The 17,287-nt window shown below is 36.6% G+C and carries 16 protein-coding genes; all 16 read right to left on the bottom strand.

The genetic code is table 11. The features are described 5' to 3' along the window. Positions 1–2: 2 nt before the first annotated feature. The 16 genes from asd to BLR62_RS03155 all read right to left on the bottom strand — a co-directional run bounded on the left by asd (position 3) and on the right by BLR62_RS03155 (position 17,285). On the bottom strand, positions 3–1,046 hold the full coding sequence (gene asd / locus BLR62_RS03230) for an aspartate-semialdehyde dehydrogenase (RefSeq protein WP_090793113.1): 1,044 nt from the start codon (positions 1,044–1,046) through the stop codon (positions 3–5). Positions 1,047–1,156: 110 nt separating this feature from the next. Then, positions 1,157–1,741 carry a dipicolinate synthase subunit B gene (locus tag BLR62_RS03225; RefSeq protein WP_090793110.1) on the bottom strand — a complete coding sequence of 195 codons (585 nt, stop codon included), beginning with the start codon at positions 1,739–1,741 and terminating at the stop codon, positions 1,157–1,159. Between the two features lie 16 nt (positions 1,742–1,757). Then, the gene (dpsA, locus tag BLR62_RS03220) at positions 1,758–2,639 is read right to left on the bottom strand and encodes a dipicolinate synthase subunit DpsA (RefSeq protein ID WP_090793107.1); all 882 of its coding nucleotides are present in this window, start codon (positions 2,637–2,639) and stop codon (positions 1,758–1,760) included. A gap of 84 nt (positions 2,640–2,723) precedes the next feature. Then, positions 2,724–2,969, bottom strand: a complete 246-nt coding sequence (locus BLR62_RS03215) for a YlmC/YmxH family sporulation protein (protein WP_090793104.1) — start codon at positions 2,967–2,969, stop codon at positions 2,724–2,726. A 129-nt stretch (positions 2,970–3,098) separates the two neighbouring features. After that, on the bottom strand, positions 3,099–5,213 hold the full coding sequence (locus tag BLR62_RS03210) for a polyribonucleotide nucleotidyltransferase (protein ID WP_090793101.1): 2,115 nt from the start codon (positions 5,211–5,213) through the stop codon (positions 3,099–3,101). A gap of 238 nt (positions 5,214–5,451) precedes the next feature. Next, positions 5,452–5,721: a 30S ribosomal protein S15 gene (gene rpsO, locus BLR62_RS03205; RefSeq protein WP_090793100.1), complete on the bottom strand. Its 270-nt coding sequence runs from the start codon at positions 5,719–5,721 to the stop codon at positions 5,452–5,454. 136 nt (positions 5,722–5,857) lie between these two features. Then, complete coding sequence (locus tag BLR62_RS03200; protein WP_090793097.1) at positions 5,858–6,799, bottom strand: bifunctional riboflavin kinase/FAD synthetase; 942 nt, start codon at positions 6,797–6,799, stop codon at positions 5,858–5,860. Between the two features lie 24 nt (positions 6,800–6,823). After that, complete coding sequence (gene truB, locus BLR62_RS03195; RefSeq protein ID WP_090793095.1) at positions 6,824–7,726, bottom strand: tRNA pseudouridine(55) synthase TruB; 903 nt, start codon at positions 7,724–7,726, stop codon at positions 6,824–6,826. 91 nt (positions 7,727–7,817) lie between these two features. Beyond that, entirely contained in the window at positions 7,818–8,168 is a 351-nt protein-coding gene (gene rbfA / locus BLR62_RS03190; protein WP_090793092.1) for a 30S ribosome-binding factor RbfA, read from the bottom strand. 39 nt (positions 8,169–8,207) lie between these two features. Further along, positions 8,208–8,489, bottom strand: a complete 282-nt coding sequence (locus BLR62_RS03185; protein WP_090793090.1) for a DUF503 domain-containing protein — start codon at positions 8,487–8,489, stop codon at positions 8,208–8,210. Then, on the bottom strand, positions 8,489–10,480 hold the full coding sequence (gene infB, locus BLR62_RS03180) for a translation initiation factor IF-2 (RefSeq protein WP_090793087.1): 1,992 nt from the start codon (positions 10,478–10,480) through the stop codon (positions 8,489–8,491). The genes BLR62_RS03185 and infB overlap by 1 nt, the downstream gene beginning before the upstream one ends. A gap of 21 nt (positions 10,481–10,501) precedes the next feature. Continuing rightward, complete coding sequence (locus BLR62_RS03175; protein WP_090793085.1) at positions 10,502–10,807, bottom strand: YlxQ family RNA-binding protein; 306 nt, start codon at positions 10,805–10,807, stop codon at positions 10,502–10,504. Beyond that, positions 10,800–11,081 carry an RNase P modulator RnpM gene (gene rnpM / locus BLR62_RS03170; protein ID WP_090793083.1) on the bottom strand — a complete coding sequence of 94 codons (282 nt, stop codon included), beginning with the start codon at positions 11,079–11,081 and terminating at the stop codon, positions 10,800–10,802. The genes BLR62_RS03175 and rnpM overlap by 8 nt, the downstream gene beginning before the upstream one ends. A gap of 15 nt (positions 11,082–11,096) precedes the next feature. Then, positions 11,097–12,215 carry a transcription termination factor NusA gene (gene nusA, locus BLR62_RS03165; RefSeq protein WP_090793080.1) on the bottom strand — a complete coding sequence of 373 codons (1,119 nt, stop codon included), beginning with the start codon at positions 12,213–12,215 and terminating at the stop codon, positions 11,097–11,099. Positions 12,216–12,228: 13 nt separating this feature from the next. Continuing rightward, the gene (rimP, locus tag BLR62_RS03160) at positions 12,229–12,705 is read right to left on the bottom strand and encodes a ribosome maturation factor RimP (protein ID WP_090793078.1); all 477 of its coding nucleotides are present in this window, start codon (positions 12,703–12,705) and stop codon (positions 12,229–12,231) included. A 287-nt stretch (positions 12,706–12,992) separates the two neighbouring features. Then, positions 12,993–17,285: a PolC-type DNA polymerase III gene (locus tag BLR62_RS03155; RefSeq protein ID WP_090793075.1), complete on the bottom strand. Its 4,293-nt coding sequence runs from the start codon at positions 17,283–17,285 to the stop codon at positions 12,993–12,995. Positions 17,286–17,287: the final 2 nt, after the last annotated feature.

Below are 17,287 nucleotides of genomic sequence, written 5' to 3'. Positions count from 1 at the left end.
ACTTATAGCCACTCATTTTTTATTAATGATTCTGCAATTTGAACAGAATTCCAAGCTGCACCTTTAAGCAAGTTATCAGACACAATCCATAAATGATAACCATTTTTAACATCAAGATCTTGGCGAATACGTCCAACAAAAACATCTGGCTTTCCAGCTGCATCTAATGGTGTAGGATACACTTGATTATCAGGATCATCTTGTAACGTGACGCCATCTGCATCATTTAGTAAACCTTGTAATATTTTGACTGATGTCGGTTCATTCACCTCAACATAGACACTCTCAGCATGAGATGTGAAAAACGGTAATCGAACACAAGTTGCCGCTACATTTAGAGCGTCTTTATGTAAGATTTTTTTCGTTTCATTAATCATTTTCATCTCTTCAAATGTATAACCGTTTTCTTGAAAAACATCAATTTGTGGTAATGCATTAAAGGCGATTGGATAATGATGCTCTTCACCTTTAACCGGCATTAATTCTGGATTTAAATCTTCACCATCTAAGAAGGCCTGAGATTGATCTTTCAATTCTTCAACGGCTTCTGCACCAGCACCCGAAACAGCTTGATAAGTTGAGACGATCACACGTTCTAAACCTAATTGGTCTTGAATAGGTTTTAAAGCCGCTACCATTTGAATTGTAGAACAGTTAGGATTGGCAATAATCCCTTTGTGCTTTTTAATATCTTCTTCATTTACTTCAGGCACAACAAGTGGTACTTCAGGATCCATTCGATAAGCACTTGTGTTATCGACAACAACAGCTCCTTTTTTAACTGCTTCATTTGCTAAAGCTTTTGATACAGAACCTCCTGCTGAGAAAAGCGCAATATCAACATTTTCAAAACTTTCAGGTGTCGCTTCTTCAACTGTATAAATAGCCTCTTTAAACTTCATTTTCGTTCCAGCTGAACGACTTGAAGATAATAATTTTAATTGATCAATTGGAAAGTCTTTTTTTTCTAAAGTTTCTAATATTTTTTGTCCGACTGCTCCTGTAGCGCCTACTACCGCAACATTATACATTTTCGAATTTGACATAAAAAATCCCCTCTCCACAAGCTTATTAAATTAGTAACTTCTATTTTAACATATTCTCGTGGATTACGGGGATGAGATTGCAGATATTTACTAAAAGTACACTCCATAACTCAAAACGATCTTAATACAGGTTGTATCTGTTGATGAGTTAATGCATATTCAACCGTATCAGGTAGAGTTTCAACATGAGCGATTAATGAATTTGGCTTTTTATATGGCTGATCCTGCCCAAACGGAACAAAATAAATTCCCTTTGTTGCCATCAATTTCATAATATTGACCCCATTCAGTCCTAAAGCATCATTTGTTGAAATCGACAAAATAACTGGAGATTGATTTCTAAGCGTTGCTTTAGCAGCCATAAGAACAGGTGTATCAGTAATGGCTGATGCGAATTTCGCAATTGAATTCCCTGTAATAGGTGCTATGACCATACAGTCTAAAGGTACAATTGGGCCAAATTGTTCGGCATCTTCAATTGTTACGATTGGGGTCTTTCCAGTTATGTCTTTAATCGTCTTATAATGATCTTCCGCTTCACCAAAACGACTGCTTACATTCTGTACTGAGTGTGACAGAATCGGATATACATCAGCTTCTAACTCCACCAGTTTTTTTAATACATTAAAAATATTTTTAAAAGTACAATGTGATCCGGTTAAACCAAAACCTATTCTTTTACCGTGTAACACGATAGAACCAACCTACTTTCTAATTAGATTCCCGAATCATTTGATCAATCGTATAAGCTAAAATTTGACCGGCTGTTTTGGGTGCAACTTTTGCCGGTAATCCCAAAGCATGAATCGCTCGTAAATTTTCTTCAGTTGCCGCTTTGAAATCAACACCACCAGGTTTTGAAGCGAGATCAATAATTAAACAGTTTTTGTTTAGTTTTTTCAAATGGTCGCGTGTGATGATTAAAGCTGGAATTGTATTAATGAGCAAATCACAATTTTGAATCGCCTCATCTAATTGATTTAAGTGAAATCCTTCTAGATTGATTGTTTCTGCACGTGCTATGTCTTCTGTTTTTCTTACACCAACACGTACATCTGCGTGTAATTGATTGAATGTGTGAGCGACGGTATAACCTACTCGACCGAATCCAAGTACGATTGTCTTTGCACCATGAATAGTACGATCCATTGTCTCCAAAGCTAATTGAACAGTTCCTTCAGCTGTTGGCACTGCATTTTTTATGGCTACATCATTTCGTGACATAATTTCTAGACAATTGATATTATTGCGTTGGACTTGTTCTGTTAAATAATCAGTCATGATACCAGTGAGAATAATCGTACTTTTTCCGGTTTTTTCGAACCATTCTGGTGATAAGGAAATTGTTTCTTTTGCATAAACGGCTTTTACGCCACCATCTTTTGATACTCCATTAATGGGCAACAAAATAAAATCCAAATATTGATTTTCCAATTGATCTAAAGACATATGGGTAACGCGGTCAAATTCGGATTGATAGTCATCATAACCGATCAAATATAATTGATAATAGTCTTTATTTATTAATGTATCGATCAATTCAGCATTGCGTTCATCCCCACCAATAATAGCTAGATGAATCATTGAGTTCATATGCTCACATCCTATCCTTTTCTATTGATTTCACTTTATATACTATATACATATTAAACGCATTGTGTGAACTATTTAAACCATTTACTTAGGATTGACAAATCGATCTATGATGATCGTGTCTGTTCCTATCTTCTTAATAGCATCCCACTGAATCTTTGTTGCTTTTGCGTCATTATTAAAGTTAAAAAAACGATTATAGTCAATTTTAAACGCATGAATTTTTCCTGTCTCTTGATCGATATCAAGATCTGTTTGTCCAAGTAGTCCAAGTCTTCTACCCTTATTAAGGTCAATAATTTCTTTATTCTTTAATTCTTGATAACGCATACTCATCACCTCTTTTAAAATTATATGAATAAGAAAGATGCTAAACAACCTAAGTTCAATTTTCTTTTAAATCACTCATATAAAAATGCACCACCACTTGATTAACAAGCGATGGTGCATTTAATTTATTTATTGATTATTTTCTTCTTTTTTCTTTTCTTCTTCTAAAATAGCTTTATGTGATAAGTTAATGCGGCCTTGACGATCGATTTCTTTCACTTTAACTTTGATTTGATCGCCTTCTTTAACAACATCTTCCACTTTGTTTGTACGTTCAATTGCTAATTCAGAAATGTGAATTAAACCTTCTTTTCCTTTGAATAGTTCAGCAAACGCTCCGAATTTTTCAACACGCTTCACAGTAGCTAAGTAAGTTTCACCAACTTCAACTTCTCGTACAATATCTTCAATGATTTTTTTAGCTTTTTCATTCATTGCTTTATCGGTTGAAGAGATGAAGACTTTTCCATCTTGTTCAATATCAATTTTAACACCAGTGTCTTCAATGATTTTGTTAATTTGCTTACCACTTGGTCCAATAACATCACGAATCTTGTCTGGATTAACTGACATTGTCATAATTTTCGGTGCATGAGCTGAGAGTTCTTCATTTGGTTGTTCAATCACTTCTTCCATGTGATCAAGGATGTGATTACGGCCTAGGCGTGCTTGTTGAAGTGCTTCTTCTAAGATTTCACGTGATAAACCGTCAATTTTGATATCCATTTGAAGTGCCGTTACACCTTTTTTCGTTCCAGCAACTTTAAAGTCCATATCTCCAAGGAAATCTTCCATCCCTTGAATATCACTTAAAATTGTATAGTGCTCATCTTGCTTTACAAGCCCCATTGCAATACCTGCAACGGGTGCTTTAATCGGAACACCAGCGTCCATCATCGCAAGTGTCGAAGCACAAATACTTGCTTGAGATGTAGAACCGTTCGATTCTAACACTTCAGATACTAGACGAATCGTATACGGGAAATCATCTTCTGATGGGATCACTTTTTCTAGAGCACGTTCCCCTAAAGCACCGTGACCAATTTCACGACGACCAGGACCTCTAATTGGGCCTGTTTCACCCACACTAAACGATGGGAAATTATAATGGTGCATAAAACGCTTAGACTCTTCAAGATCAAGACCGTCTAAGATTTGCACATCACCTAATGCTCCTAATGTACACACACTTAGAGCTTGTGTTTGGCCACGTGTAAACAAACCAGATCCATGTGTTCTAGGTAAAGCTGACACGCGAGATGTCAACGGACGGATTTCGTCTGGGCGGCGGCCATCTGGACGGACTTTCTCCTGTGTGATTAAACGACGAACTTCATCTTTAACCATTTTATCTAAAATATCTTTAACTTTGCCGATCGTCTCTTCGTCCGCTTCAAGTGCTTCATATCGTTCAACAATTTCTTTTTTAGCTGTTTCAATTGCTTCTTCTCTAGCACTCTTTTCAACGATTTGAATCGCTTTGATCAAGTTATCTTTTGCACTTGATTCTAGCTCTTTCTTTAATTCTTCATCTAAATTAAATAAAGTAACATCCATTTTTTGCTTACCAACAGCTGCATAAATTTCTTCTTGGAAGGCAATGAGACGTTTGATTTCTTCATGACCAAACATGATCGCTTCAAGCATCACTTCTTCTTCTACTTCGTCTGCTCCAGCTTCAACCATATTGATCGCATCTTTTGTACCTGCAACAGTTAAATCAATATCACTTTTTTCGCGTTGCTCAGTTGTTGGGTTAATAACGAACTCACCCTCAACACGGCCAACAATAACACCTGCAATAGGGCCATCAAAGGGAATATCTGATACACCTAAAGCAATTGATGTACCAAGCATTGCAGCAATTTCACTTGGTGCGTCCTGGTCAACACTCATGACCATATTAATCACTTGAACATCATTTCTAAATCCCTCTGGGAATAATGGGCGGATTGGGCGATCAATTAATCGAGATGTTAAAACGGCTTTCTCACTTGGTCGACCTTCACGCTTAATGAAGCCTCCAGGTATTTTACCTACTGCGTACAATCTTTCTTCATAATTTACCATCAAAGGGAAGAATGGTAGGTCTTTTGGTTCTTTTGATCCGGTAGCCGTTGCAAGGACTGATGTATCACCGTAATGAATCATACATGAACCGTTTGCTTGTTTAGCTAATTCGCCTACTTCAACTGAAAATGGCTTACCTGCTATTTCTGTTGTGAATATCTGTTTATCAGACATATTTTATAAACCCCTCTCTATCCATTAAAATAAAATTTCCCGAATGTATAAGAGTAGGCCAACAATCGTTCCTTTTGCATTCAACTTCATATCTTGCTCCATCCTGATCAAAACAATCGTTAGTAAACCATTGCTTTGATCAGAATCGAGCGAAAGGACTTTTTTGTTGAACCGCTCTCTTTAACTTTTCGGAAATGAACATACAGAAAAAGCGGGATCACTCCCGCTTTTTTGTAAATTATCGACGTAAACCTAATGATTTAATCAATTCACGATAACGTGTAACGTCTTTATTACGTAAGTAATTTAATAAGTTACGACGTTTCCCAACCATTTTCAATAAACCACGGCGTGAATGATGATCTTTCTTGTGCTCACGCAAGTGATCATTTAAACTTGTGATTTCTGCAGTTAGGACAGCGATTTGAACCTCTGGAGATCCAGTATCGTTCTCATGCGTTTTAAACTCATTGATAATTTCATTTTTACGTTCTTGTGAAATTGCCATCCTGTCTCACCTCCTAATATACTTTTGAAAACACCAATCCCCTAGCAAACGTTGGAGAATCGTTTTGCCAAGCAGATGGTTTCCGTTTATAAGGTTAACCTTTTTTGATTAAAAATGCAAGCCTTAGTCCGACTGATTAAGAAAAAATTTGTCTAATTTCTTGTTCATCTTGTTTAATTCTTTCTACTAATTGATCGACATGATCAAACTTATATTCTGGACGAACAAATTCATGCCAGCTGACCGTTAAGGTTTGATCATACAAATGACCATCAAAATCAAGTAAATGAACTTCTAATTTTATGAATTGATTTAGATCATCATCTTGAAAGGTTGGATTGTACCCCAAATTTGCCATGCCATGGATTTCTTTACCATCAATTTTAACTGTCACATAATAGACACCCGTTCTAGGTAATGCCTGATTCTTTTCAATTGCAATATTGGCTGTTGGGTAACCAATTAAGCGACCTCTTTTATAGCCATGGACGACTTTTCCAGTTGTCATAAGTGGGCGTGTAAGTAAGTGTTTAACTTGTTGCATTTCACCTGCTTGTAACTTCTGACGAATCCATGAAGAACTGACTTTCTCATTATCTTCACTGTACTTTTCTACAACAGTTAGACTAAAACGTTCATTAGCATGTTCAGGCAATGTCGATACATTCCCTTTACCTTTGTGCCCATACGTAAAATCAAATCCACATACGAGGTGCGTTATATCTAATTGAATAATAAATGTATCAATGAATGATTCTGCAGAAAGTCGTGCTAACTCATGATTGAAATCAACTACATACAAAAGATCGACACCTAAATCATTCAAAATTGCTTCTTTTTGTGTCAATGTCGTTAAATAACTGACTGCTTTTTTCCCATTTGAGATAACTGACAATGGATGAGGGTTAAATGTCATAACAGCTAACTTTTTGTTTGACTTTTGCGCCACATCTTTTGCGGTTTGGATCACGTGTTGATGTCCTTTATGTATACCATCAAAAAAACCAATTGCACAAACAGAAGATTCCAGATGGTCAACATGTAAATGATCAGGATAACTTAGATGAATCGTTCTCAATGATCTCCCTCCTTTTTTGTTTGGCTAGTTGAATACTTTCACAGGTTTGATTTGATCTTTTTTATCTGGGTGTATATGATAGAGTGCTAGAAGTTGATCACAATAAGTCATTTTATAAACGACATTCTCTTTCCATTCTAATGGTCGATTCAATTTTTGACCATACACAATTCGATTTTTTTCACTTTCTGTCACTTCGTGAGTTGCTAAATGTGTTAAGCCCGCCTCAATTGGAAGGAGGGTATCTTCTAATTGACCTTTCTCTTTATATACGTTCAACTCTTCTAGTGTCAAACTATTGGTTTCGTCAAAATCCGCGGTTTTAATACGTACTAAGTGAGACATATGAGCTGGGTAACCTAGTGCTTTTCCTATATCTTTTGCAAGCGTGCGAATATAAGTGCCTTTAGAGACACATGCTTCAAATGAAAATGTTTGAGTAGATGGATGTGTATTCAACGAGTTTTCAATATAATGAATTGACCATACTTTCACATGTCTAATGGGCCTTTTAACTTCAATATTCTCTCGAGCATACTGGTATAATTTTTTACCATCGACTTTTACAGCAGAGTACAATGGCGTTATTTGTTTAATCTCTCCTTTAAACGAGCTTAAAACTTCTCTAACACTTTCTTCATTAACAGGGGTCTCAACAGATTGTTGGGAAATTATTTTTCCCGTTTGATCTTCTGTATCTGTTTCGATTCCAAGTGTCACTTCTGCGCGATATGTTTTTGTTGTGTCTGTTAAATATGGAACAATTTTTGTTGCTTGTCCTATACAAATAGGCAATACACCTTCAACCTCAGGATCTAAAGTGCCTGTATGACCAACTTTTTTGGTTCCGTAAAGTCGACGCAATTTCAAAACACAATCATGGGAAGTTAGGCCAATTGGTTTCCATAGCGGTATAATACCATTCATCTTACTCACCTCTTGTTCATTTTCCTATCGTGATTAGCAATATGCAAAAATAAAACCCTTGTCTTTTTAAGACTAAGGGTTTTAAGTCCGGTTATTCTTCACGTTCCTTTAAGTCACGCAACAATGATTCAATCCGATTACCTTTTTCAATCGTTTCATCAATTTTAAAAAATAATTCAGGTGTTTTACGCAGTCGAATACGTTGTCCGATTTCTGACCGAATAAATCCTTTAGCCTTCTCCAGCGCTAGGAGCGTATCTTGCTCTTCTGTCTCTTCACCTAAAATCGTTAAATAAATAGTTGCTTGTTGCAAATCACCTGTTACATCAACATCCGTAATCGTCACAAATCCTACTCTTGGATCTTTTAATTTTCGTGTGATGATGTCTCCGAGCTCTTTTTTCATTTGTTCTGCAACGCGATTAGCTCGCATTTCACTCATGTATCTCACCTCTTTATCTGCCTATAAAAGATGTCAATTTTAGTCTAACCAATGGCGTTCAATGTGAGTAATTTCAATCTCACCAAAAGTATCCATTAACTCTAAACAGCGATCTATCACCTTTTCACATTGAACGCGATCATTTGAAATCACAGCCATACCAATTAATGTACGTTGCCATAAATCATGATGATCTAACTCACTAATAGTGATATTATAGTTATTCTGTAATCGTAGCATCAACCGTTTTAAAACAGAGCGTTTTTGTTTTAGTGAATGGGATTCATAAATAAAACCATCAACTTCAACATAAAGTAACACTAGCGTTTAATTTCTTCCATAATAAAGCATTCAAATACGTCGCCTTCTTTGATGTCATGGAAGTTCTTAAGCGTAATCCCACACTCATAATTTGTTGCTACTTCTTTCACGTCATCTTTATAACGTTTAAGGGAATCAATCTCACCTTCAAAGATTACAACACCATCACGAATGACACGCACACCTGAGTCACGTGTGATCTTACCTTCAATGACATAACTTCCTGCAATTGTACCAATTTTAGACACCTTAAATGTCTCTCTTACTTCAGCTTGTCCAATTACTTTTTCTTGATACTCTGGGTCTAACATCCCTTGCATCGCTGCTTCAATCTCTTCAATCGCTTTGTAAATGATTCTGTGTAGTCGAACATCTACATTTTCTTTTTCTGCTGACTTTTTAGCATTGTTATCTGGACGAACATTGAATCCAATAACAATCGCATTAGAAGCACTTGCAAGAATAATATCTGATTCTTTAATCGCACCAACACCTGTGTGAATAATATTGACCTTCACACCTTCAACATCAATTTTCTTAAGTGATGCTGCTAGTGCTTCTGCTGAACCTTGAACGTCAGCTTTTACAATTAAGTTAATATCTTTTATATCACCTTGTTTAATTTGTTCAAACAGATCTTCTAGACTGACTTTAGATTGTGAACCGCGACGTTCTTCAATTTGTTTTTGTTGTCTTAATTCACCGATTTGACGCGCTTTTTTCTCATCTTCAAATACTACAAAGCGATCCCCCGCTTGAGGAACATCATTTAAACCCGTAATTTCAACAGGAGTAGACGGGCCTGCTTTATTAATTCGTTTTCCTAAATCATTTACCATCGCTCTTACACGACCAAATGTGTGACCGACAACAATTGGATCCCCTACTTTTAACGAACCGTTTTGAACAAGTAATGAAGCGACAGGTCCGCGACCTTTGTCAAGTTCAGCTTCAATGACTGTTCCATCCGCACGTCTATTCGCATTTGCTTTTAGCTCTTCAACTTCAGCGACAAGTAAAATCATTTCTAGTAGGTCATCAATACCTTCACCCTTAATCGCAGACATAGGAACAAAGATTGTGTCACCGCCCCAGTCTTCTGCAACAAGTTCATATTCTGTTAATTCTTGCATAACACGATCAGGATTAGCGCCTTCTTTATCCATCTTATTGACAGCTACAATAATTGGTACTTCAGCTGCTTTTGCGTGGTTAATCGCTTCAACAGTTTGAGGCATAACACCATCATCTGCTGCAACGACTAAAATGGCAATATCAGTGACTTGCGCACCACGAGAACGCATGCTTGTAAACGCTGCGTGACCCGGTGTGTCGAGGAAAGATATCTTCTTGTCATTGTTTCGAATTTGGTAAGCACCGATATGCTGCGTAATACCGCCCGCTTCAACATCTGTTACTTTCGTTTTACGAATAGAATCCAATAATGTTGTTTTACCGTGGTCAACGTGGCCCATAATCGTAACGACTGGTGGACGCTCTTTTAACTGTGCTTCATTATCATCTTCAATATATTGAAGTAAATCTGTTTTTTCAACTTCAATTTCTTTTTCTGCTTCATATCCATATTCTTCACACATTAATTCAACGGCTTCATCTTCTAATGCCTGATTTTTATTTGCCATAACACCTGAAAACATTAATTTCTTAATTAAATCCGTAGTGTCTTTTTTTAATTTTTCAGCAAGCTCAGTAACGGTGATGCCATCTGTATACTTAATGACATTCGTCTTTTCGGGTTGTTCTGGCTCATCTACTATAGTTTCTGATTCTTTTTCATCCGTCTTAGAAGGTTCTTCTTGATCTGTTTGGTCATTTGACTGATAAACTTTATCGAGTTTTGCAATTTCTTCATCAGTGATCGTTGTCATATGATTGGATACATTGATACCCATATCATTCAACTGTTTTACTACTTCTTTACTTGATACATTGTGTTGTTTGGCATATTCATATACTCTTACTTTAGCCATACAGTCACCCCCGTAATATTTTTAATCGAGTAATGTACACATTTTTTTGGCAAACCCTTCATCATTCACTGCGATCGCAACACGATCTGCCTTACCGATTGCGGCAGATAGTGTTAAGCGGTCTGTCACGATTCGATACGGTATGTTGTAAAACGTACATTTATCCGTCAATCGCTTATGTGTTTGATAACCTGTGTCGCTAGCAATTAATACTAATTTCGCTTGCTTACGCTTAATATCCTTTAAGATTTGTTCTTCTCCTAGAGATATTTTTCTTGCGCGTGTGGCGAGACCTAGCAGGTTTAAAAACGCTTTTTCATTACTCATCTATTTCACCATTCACTAAATCTAAAAGATCCTTATAAATGTGGTCAATATCTTTCACCTTAAACTCTTGTTCAATCACTTGTTTTTTACGCGCCTCTTCAATAACATTTGAATCTTTTGATACGTAAGCACCTCGGCCGTTCTTCTTACTCGTTGGATCAACAAAAACTTCATTTTCTTTTGTCCGAACAATTCTGATCAATGACTTTTTAGGTTTCATCTCTTGTGTGATTAAACATTTTCTCAGTGGTACTTTCTTGTTTTTCTTTGGCATTAAGAAGAGCCCTCCTTAATCAAACAAATCATGTGATTCATCAAATAATGGTTCGTTCACTTCTTGCTCTTCTATCGCTTCATCGGATAGAAGATTTGATTCAGTTGCTTCAGATTCACTTTTTATATCGATTTTCCAACCCGTTAATTTTGCAGCGAGTCTAGCGTTTTGACCGCGTTTACCAATTGCTAATGACAGTTGATCATTCGGAACAATCACTGTTGTCGCTTTATCTTCTTCATTAACTAGAACTTTAGTTACCTTTGAAGGACTTAAGGCATTTGAAACATACTTAACAGGGTCATCTGAATACTGCACGATGTCTAATTTTTCACCTTTTAATTCATCCACTATTGTTTGAACACGTTGTCCTTTTTGACCGACGCAAGAACCTACTGGATCGATTTCAGGATCGTCTGCATGTACTGAAATTTTAGAGCGATCCCCCGCTTCTCTGGCAACAGAAACAATATCAACCGTACCATCGAAAATTTCAGGCACTTCCGTTTCAAATAATCGTTTTAAAAGTCCTGGATGTGAACGTGAAACATACACTTGCGGGCCCTTGTTTGTATTTTCAACTTTTGTCACATACACTTTAATTCGATCATGAACACGATAATTATCAGTTGGCATTTGTTCTGGTTCTGATAATTTAGCTTCTACCTTACCTAGGTTAACATAGACAAAGCGATGATCAACACGCTGAATAATACCATTCATGATATCTTCTTCACGATCAATGTATTCGTTGTAAATGACACCTCTTTCGGCTTCTCTTACACGTTGTGTCACAACTTGCTTTGCCGCTTGTGCAGCTATACGACCAAAATCACGAGGCGTTACTTCAACTTCAATAACGTCCCCTTCTTCATAAGATGGATCAATCGCTTTTGCTTCATCAACACTTACTTGTTGCTCTGAATCTTCGACTTCTTCAACAACATCTTTACGCGATAATACTTTCATTGTTCCTGATTCTTCATTTAGGTCAACACGAACATTTGATGCGGATTTAAAGTTTTTCTTATAAGCTGAAATCAAAGCCGCTTCTAATGCTTCAATTAATACATCCTTATCGATTCCTTTTTCCTCGCCAAGATGTTGAATGGCACTAAAAAGTTCCTTACTCACAATGGTTCCTCCTTTAATTAAATGACACCGCTAATCGAGCTTTTGCAATTTTTTTAAACGGTATCTCGATCTGTTTCTTTTTAGCTTTCTCTTTTATTTCAATAACAACGACATCTTCTTCGTCGACGGTTATTAATTCCCCTTCATATTCCTTTTGACCATCCAATGGCTCATATAATTTAACATGAACTTGATGACCGATATGATTTTTAACGTCTTTTAATTTTTTTAATGGGCGTTCAGCACCAGGAGATGACACTTCTAAATAGTACGCCACATCAATTGGATCAAGACTGTCTAATGCTTCGCTTAACTGTTCAGATACTCGTCCACATTCTTCAATATCGACTCCACCAGGCTTATCAATAAAAACTCTTAAAAACCAATCTTTTCCTTCTTTTTTGAATTCAGTTTCAACTAGCTCCAATTCCATAGAGTCTAATATGGGTTTAACCAGTTTTTCTGTTTCTTCAATTACGTTTGAACTCATCGAATCGCCTCCTCGTACTTTTTCATTTTTCATAATTGAGTTCTGTTGGATCACCTTAATAGTTTACGTTTTTGAGTTTGTTTTCATTATAAATTTAATGATTTAATAATATGGGCAATGATAAATCCCTTGCCATATTGACAAGGGATCATCACCATCAGGATACAAATTCGTTGACCTGTAAAGAAAGAGTGGGTAAATACCCACTCTCTTAGTGTACACGTCCAATTAAAGCTACATCAATTGTAGCATAAAGTTCTTGATAAAACAAGTTCCTAAACAGAAGACTAAAACAGCGATAATTGATTCTTTTCTTCCATACCTTCTAGGCAGCCATGTTGGTCAAGTAATTCTAAAACTGTTTTTGAAATACGGCTTCTCTCACGCAAGTCTTCTTTTGACAAGAACTCACCTTGTTCACGTGCTTTAACAATATTTAACGCAGCATTTGTTCCAAGACCATCAATCGCATTAAACGGTGGAATTAGTTGTTGATCTTTAACTAAAAAGTCAGTGGCACTTGACTGATACAGATCAACTTTACCAAATGAAAATCCACGTTCATTCATTTCTAGCGCTAGCTCTAGAACAACAACTAAACTTTTCTCTTTAGGCGTTACATCATTGCCTTTTTGATAAATATCTTCTACACGTTTTCGAATCGTATTTGAACCCTTAATCATTGTATCGATTTCAAAATCGCTCGCTCGAACTGTGAAATAAGCAGCGTAGAATAAAATAGGATGATGGACTTTGAAATAGGCGATACGAATCGCCATAAGAACATACGCAGCCGCATGCGCTTTCGGGAACATATACTTAATTTTTTTACATGATTCAATATACCAATCAGGTACATCGTGTTTCTTCATCTCTACAATCCATTCATCTTTTAAACCTTTCCCTTTACGTACAAACTCCATAATCTGAAAGGCTAATGAATGATCTAACCCTCTATGCATCAAATACACCATAATGTCATCACGACATCCAATAACATCACCAATTTCACATATACCTTGATTAATTAGTTCCTGTGCATTTCCTAGCCATACGTCCGTCCCGTGTGATAACCCAGAAATAATCACGAGTTCTGCAAACGTGTTAGGGTTTGTATCTTCTAACATTTGACGCACAAAACGTGTCCCAAATTCAGGTACGCCAAGTGTTCCTGTTTCACAAAGGATCTGATCTGATTTCACACCGAGTACTTCAGGTGAGGAGAAAATTTTCATAACTTCCTTATCATCTGTCGGAATCGTTGCTGGATCGATACCACTTAAATCTTGTAACATGCGAATCATTGTGGGATCATCATGTCCTAATATATCAAGCTTTAGTAAATTATCATGGATGGAGTGGAAATCAAAATGTGTTGTTAACCATTCAGATGATCGATCATCTGCTGGATATTGTATAGGGGTAAAATCATAAATATCCATATCATCTGGTACTACAATAATACCTCCAGGGTGCTGACCTGTTGTTCTTTTCACTCCAGTGCAACCTTGAACTAAACGTTCGATTTCTGCATTTTTATAATATAATTCGTGGTCATTGGCATAACCTTTCACATAGCCAAACGCCGTCTTTTCTGCAACGGTTCCAATGGTTCCTGCACGATAGACTTTATCTTCACCGAATAACACTTTTGTATAATTGTGTGCAACAGGTTGATAGGCACCAGAGAAGTTTAAATCAATATCAGGTACTTTATCACCTTTAAAACCTAAGAAAGTCTCAAACGGTATGTCTTGACCGTCTTTGTGATACTCTGTTCCACACTCTGGGCATGGTTTATCCGGTAAGTCAAAACCACTTCCGACTTCGCCATCTGTGAAAAATTCATGATTTCGGCATTTAGGACAAACATAATGCGGTGGTAGTGGATTCACTTCTGTAATTTCTGTAAATGTCGCAATGAGTGAAGAACCAACCGAACCACGTGACCCAACAAGATAACCGTCATCCAATGACTTCTTAACTAACTTTTGACTGATTAAATATATAACGGCAAACCCATTATCAATAATACTCTTTAACTCTTTTTCCATTCGTTCCACTACTAAAGAAGGCAATTCATCCCCATATAAGTTATGAGCGAATTCATAACTCATATCTCTAATTTCTTGATCCGCTCCTTCAATGTTTGGCGTATATAAGTCTTCTCTTACAGGTGTGACATCGTCTATTTGTTCAGCTATTTTTTGAGTGTTGGTAACTACAATCTCAAAAGCTTTGTCATCCGATAAGAAATCAAAGGCTTTTAACATCTCATCTGTTGTTCTAAATGGAACATCAGGCAATGGTTGACGGCTAAGTGGATTACCACTTTGAGATTTCAATAAAATTTCTCGATAAATTTTGTCTTGTTCTTCTAAGTAATGAACATTACCCGTTGCGACACAAGGTTTGTTTAATTGATCGGCTAACTCGACTATATTTTTAATAATATCGAGTAGCTGCGCTTCATTTTGAACCAATTCTCGCTCAATCAAAGGATAATAATTAGCAGGTGGTTGAACTTCGATATAATCGTAAAATTGAGCCACTTTTAATGCTTCATCCGCTGATTTTTGCATCATCGTTTCAAAGACTTCACCCTTATCACACCCAGAACCTACGATAATTCCTTCACGGTGGCTCACAAGTTTAGACCTTGGTACACGTGGAACTCGGTAAAAATAATCAATGTGTGAAAGAGAAATGATTTTAAATAAGTTCTTCAATCCCTCTTGCGTTTGAGCTAACAGTGTCGCATGGTGGGGACGCCCTCGTTGATAGGCATTTCCTTCTCCCATGTGCTGATTGAATTGATTATGATTTTCGATGCCTTTTTCCTTAGATTCTTTAATGAGTTTTGTCATTAAATAGGCTGTAGCTTCCGTATCATAAATTGCACGGTGGTGTTGAGTTAATTCAATATTATAATGTTTACATAATACATTTAAGCGGTGACTTTTTAGTTGTGGTAATATAAATCGACCTAATTCAAGTGTATCAATAACTGGGTTGCTTGCCTTTTCAATCCCATGTTGTTCGAAACCTTGATTAATAAAGCCCATATCAAAACTTGCATTATGAGCAACTAATATGTCGTCCTGAATCCATTCTTTAAACTCAGTTAGTACCTCAGACACTTCTGGGGCATCTTTTAACATGTCATCTGTAATTCCCGTTAAGTCAATAATCGTTTGAGAAAGAGGTGCGTGTGGATTACTGAAGCGTTCAAATCGCTCAATGATTTCACCATCTTTAACTCGAACAGCGGCGAGCTCTATAATTGTGTCATAAACAGCTGAAAGACCTGTCGTTTCAACATCAAACACAACATAAGAGGCATCTTCTAGTTGAATATCCTGTTCGTTATAAGCGATAGGAACACCGTCATCAACTAAGTTAATTTCAACCCCATAAAGCATTTTGACGTTATGCTTCTCACCCGCTGCATGTGCTTCTGGGAATGATTGCGCTACAGCGTGATCCGTAATAGCCATTGCCTCATGACCCCAATTGGCTGCCTGTTCCACAAGTTTACTAGGTGAAACAACCGCATCCATCTGACTCATGTTCGTATGAGCATGTAATTCAACACGTTTCTGACCAGCTTCTGCGAGGTCTTTTTTAATGGTTGGCTTAATTTCATTAATATCTTTCAACATCATCGTTAATTCATTAGCGAACGTATCTGTTTGAATTGCACCTCTAGCTTTAATCCACATACCCGTCTTTACGTCTTTAAACTTTTCTTGGTCTTCTTCTCCACGCGAAAACATTTTTAATGAGAATGAATCAGTATAATCGGTCACTTTAATCATCAGAAGATGACGACCTGATCTTAATTCTCTCACTTCACAATCGAAAACATACCCTTGTAGAATTACTCGTTTTTCCTCGTCAACGACTTCTTTCATCGCAATAGGCGATTCTTTAATGGGGTAACCAATCATCAATGGCCCTTTTTCTGCTTTCTCTTTTGATTGAGAAGTTTGTTGTTCTTTATCTTCAATTGCCTTTTTAACAAGCATTTGATCTTCTAATGCCTTTTGTTCTTTAAACTTTGTAACATCCTCTTCTATTGATTCAACATTAACTTCCAGTGGCCATGCAGGAATGCCTATATTTACGCAATAACGCTTAAATCGATCAGATAAACGGTTTTTTATTACCGTTGCCTCTGTTTGGTTTCTTGCAGTCAAAACAATTTTTTGCTGATCCGCTTTAGGTGCTTGGTTTTTCAAAAGATCAGCATAAGCAGGTGATAAGTCTGTGACGATATGAATAAAATCATTCCAATAACCACACATATTTTCTGCATCAGTTGCTGCATCTTCATATTCAATCGATAATGTAACAGATGCAATCTCTTTAAACGTTTCTTGTAATTTCAAACGGAACAAACGAAAGATTTGAAAAGGTAATACTTTAGGGATAAAAAAGATAAAATGCCAACTTTTATTGGCTTGATCTACAATTAATTTTTTTAATTGTGCTTGCGCAAAATAAGTGTGTTGGTCGCTCTCGTCTAAATTAATTTGTTGTAATAGCAATTGCATTTTTTCATGATTGGATAAACTCATTG

This window comes from Pelagirhabdus alkalitolerans (genome assembly GCF_900096905.1).
GTDB classification, from domain to species: Bacteria; Bacillota; Bacilli; order Bacillales; family Amphibacillaceae; genus Pelagirhabdus; species Pelagirhabdus alkalitolerans.
The sequence above is the reverse complement of the archived record's forward strand: the minus strand, read 5'-3'. Positions and strand labels throughout refer to the sequence as shown.

Coding starts and splice junctions, on each gene's coding strand:
- BLR62_RS03155 (WP_090793075.1), bottom strand. CDS start 17,285: ATGAGTTTATCCAATCATGAAAAAATGCAATTGCTATTACAACAAATT.
- rnpM (WP_090793083.1), bottom strand. CDS start 11,081: ATGCCAAAGAAAAACAAGAAAGTACCACTGAGAAAATGTTTAATCACA.
- dpsA (WP_090793107.1), bottom strand. CDS start 2,639: ATGAACTCAATGATTCATCTAGCTATTATTGGTGGGGATGAACGCAAT.
- rpsO (WP_090793100.1), bottom strand. CDS start 5,721: ATGGCAATTTCACAAGAACGTAAAAATGAAATTATCAATGAGTTTAAA.
- BLR62_RS03215 (WP_090793104.1), bottom strand. CDS start 2,969: ATGCGTTATCAAGAATTAAAGAATAAAGAAATTATTGACCTTAATAAG.
- infB (WP_090793087.1), bottom strand. CDS start 10,480: ATGGCTAAAGTAAGAGTATATGAATATGCCAAACAACACAATGTATCA.
- truB (WP_090793095.1), bottom strand. CDS start 7,726: ATGAATGGTATTATACCGCTATGGAAACCAATTGGCCTAACTTCCCAT.
- BLR62_RS03175 (WP_090793085.1), bottom strand. CDS start 10,807: ATGAGTAATGAAAAAGCGTTTTTAAACCTGCTAGGTCTCGCCACACGC.
- asd (WP_090793113.1), bottom strand. CDS start 1,046: ATGTCAAATTCGAAAATGTATAATGTTGCGGTAGTAGGCGCTACAGGA.
- rimP (WP_090793078.1), bottom strand. CDS start 12,705: ATGAGTTCAAACGTAATTGAAGAAACAGAAAAACTGGTTAAACCCATA.
- BLR62_RS03210 (WP_090793101.1), bottom strand. CDS start 5,213: ATGTCTGATAAACAGATATTCACAACAGAAATAGCAGGTAAGCCATTT.
- rbfA (WP_090793092.1), bottom strand. CDS start 8,168: ATGAGTGAAATGCGAGCTAATCGCGTTGCAGAACAAATGAAAAAAGAG.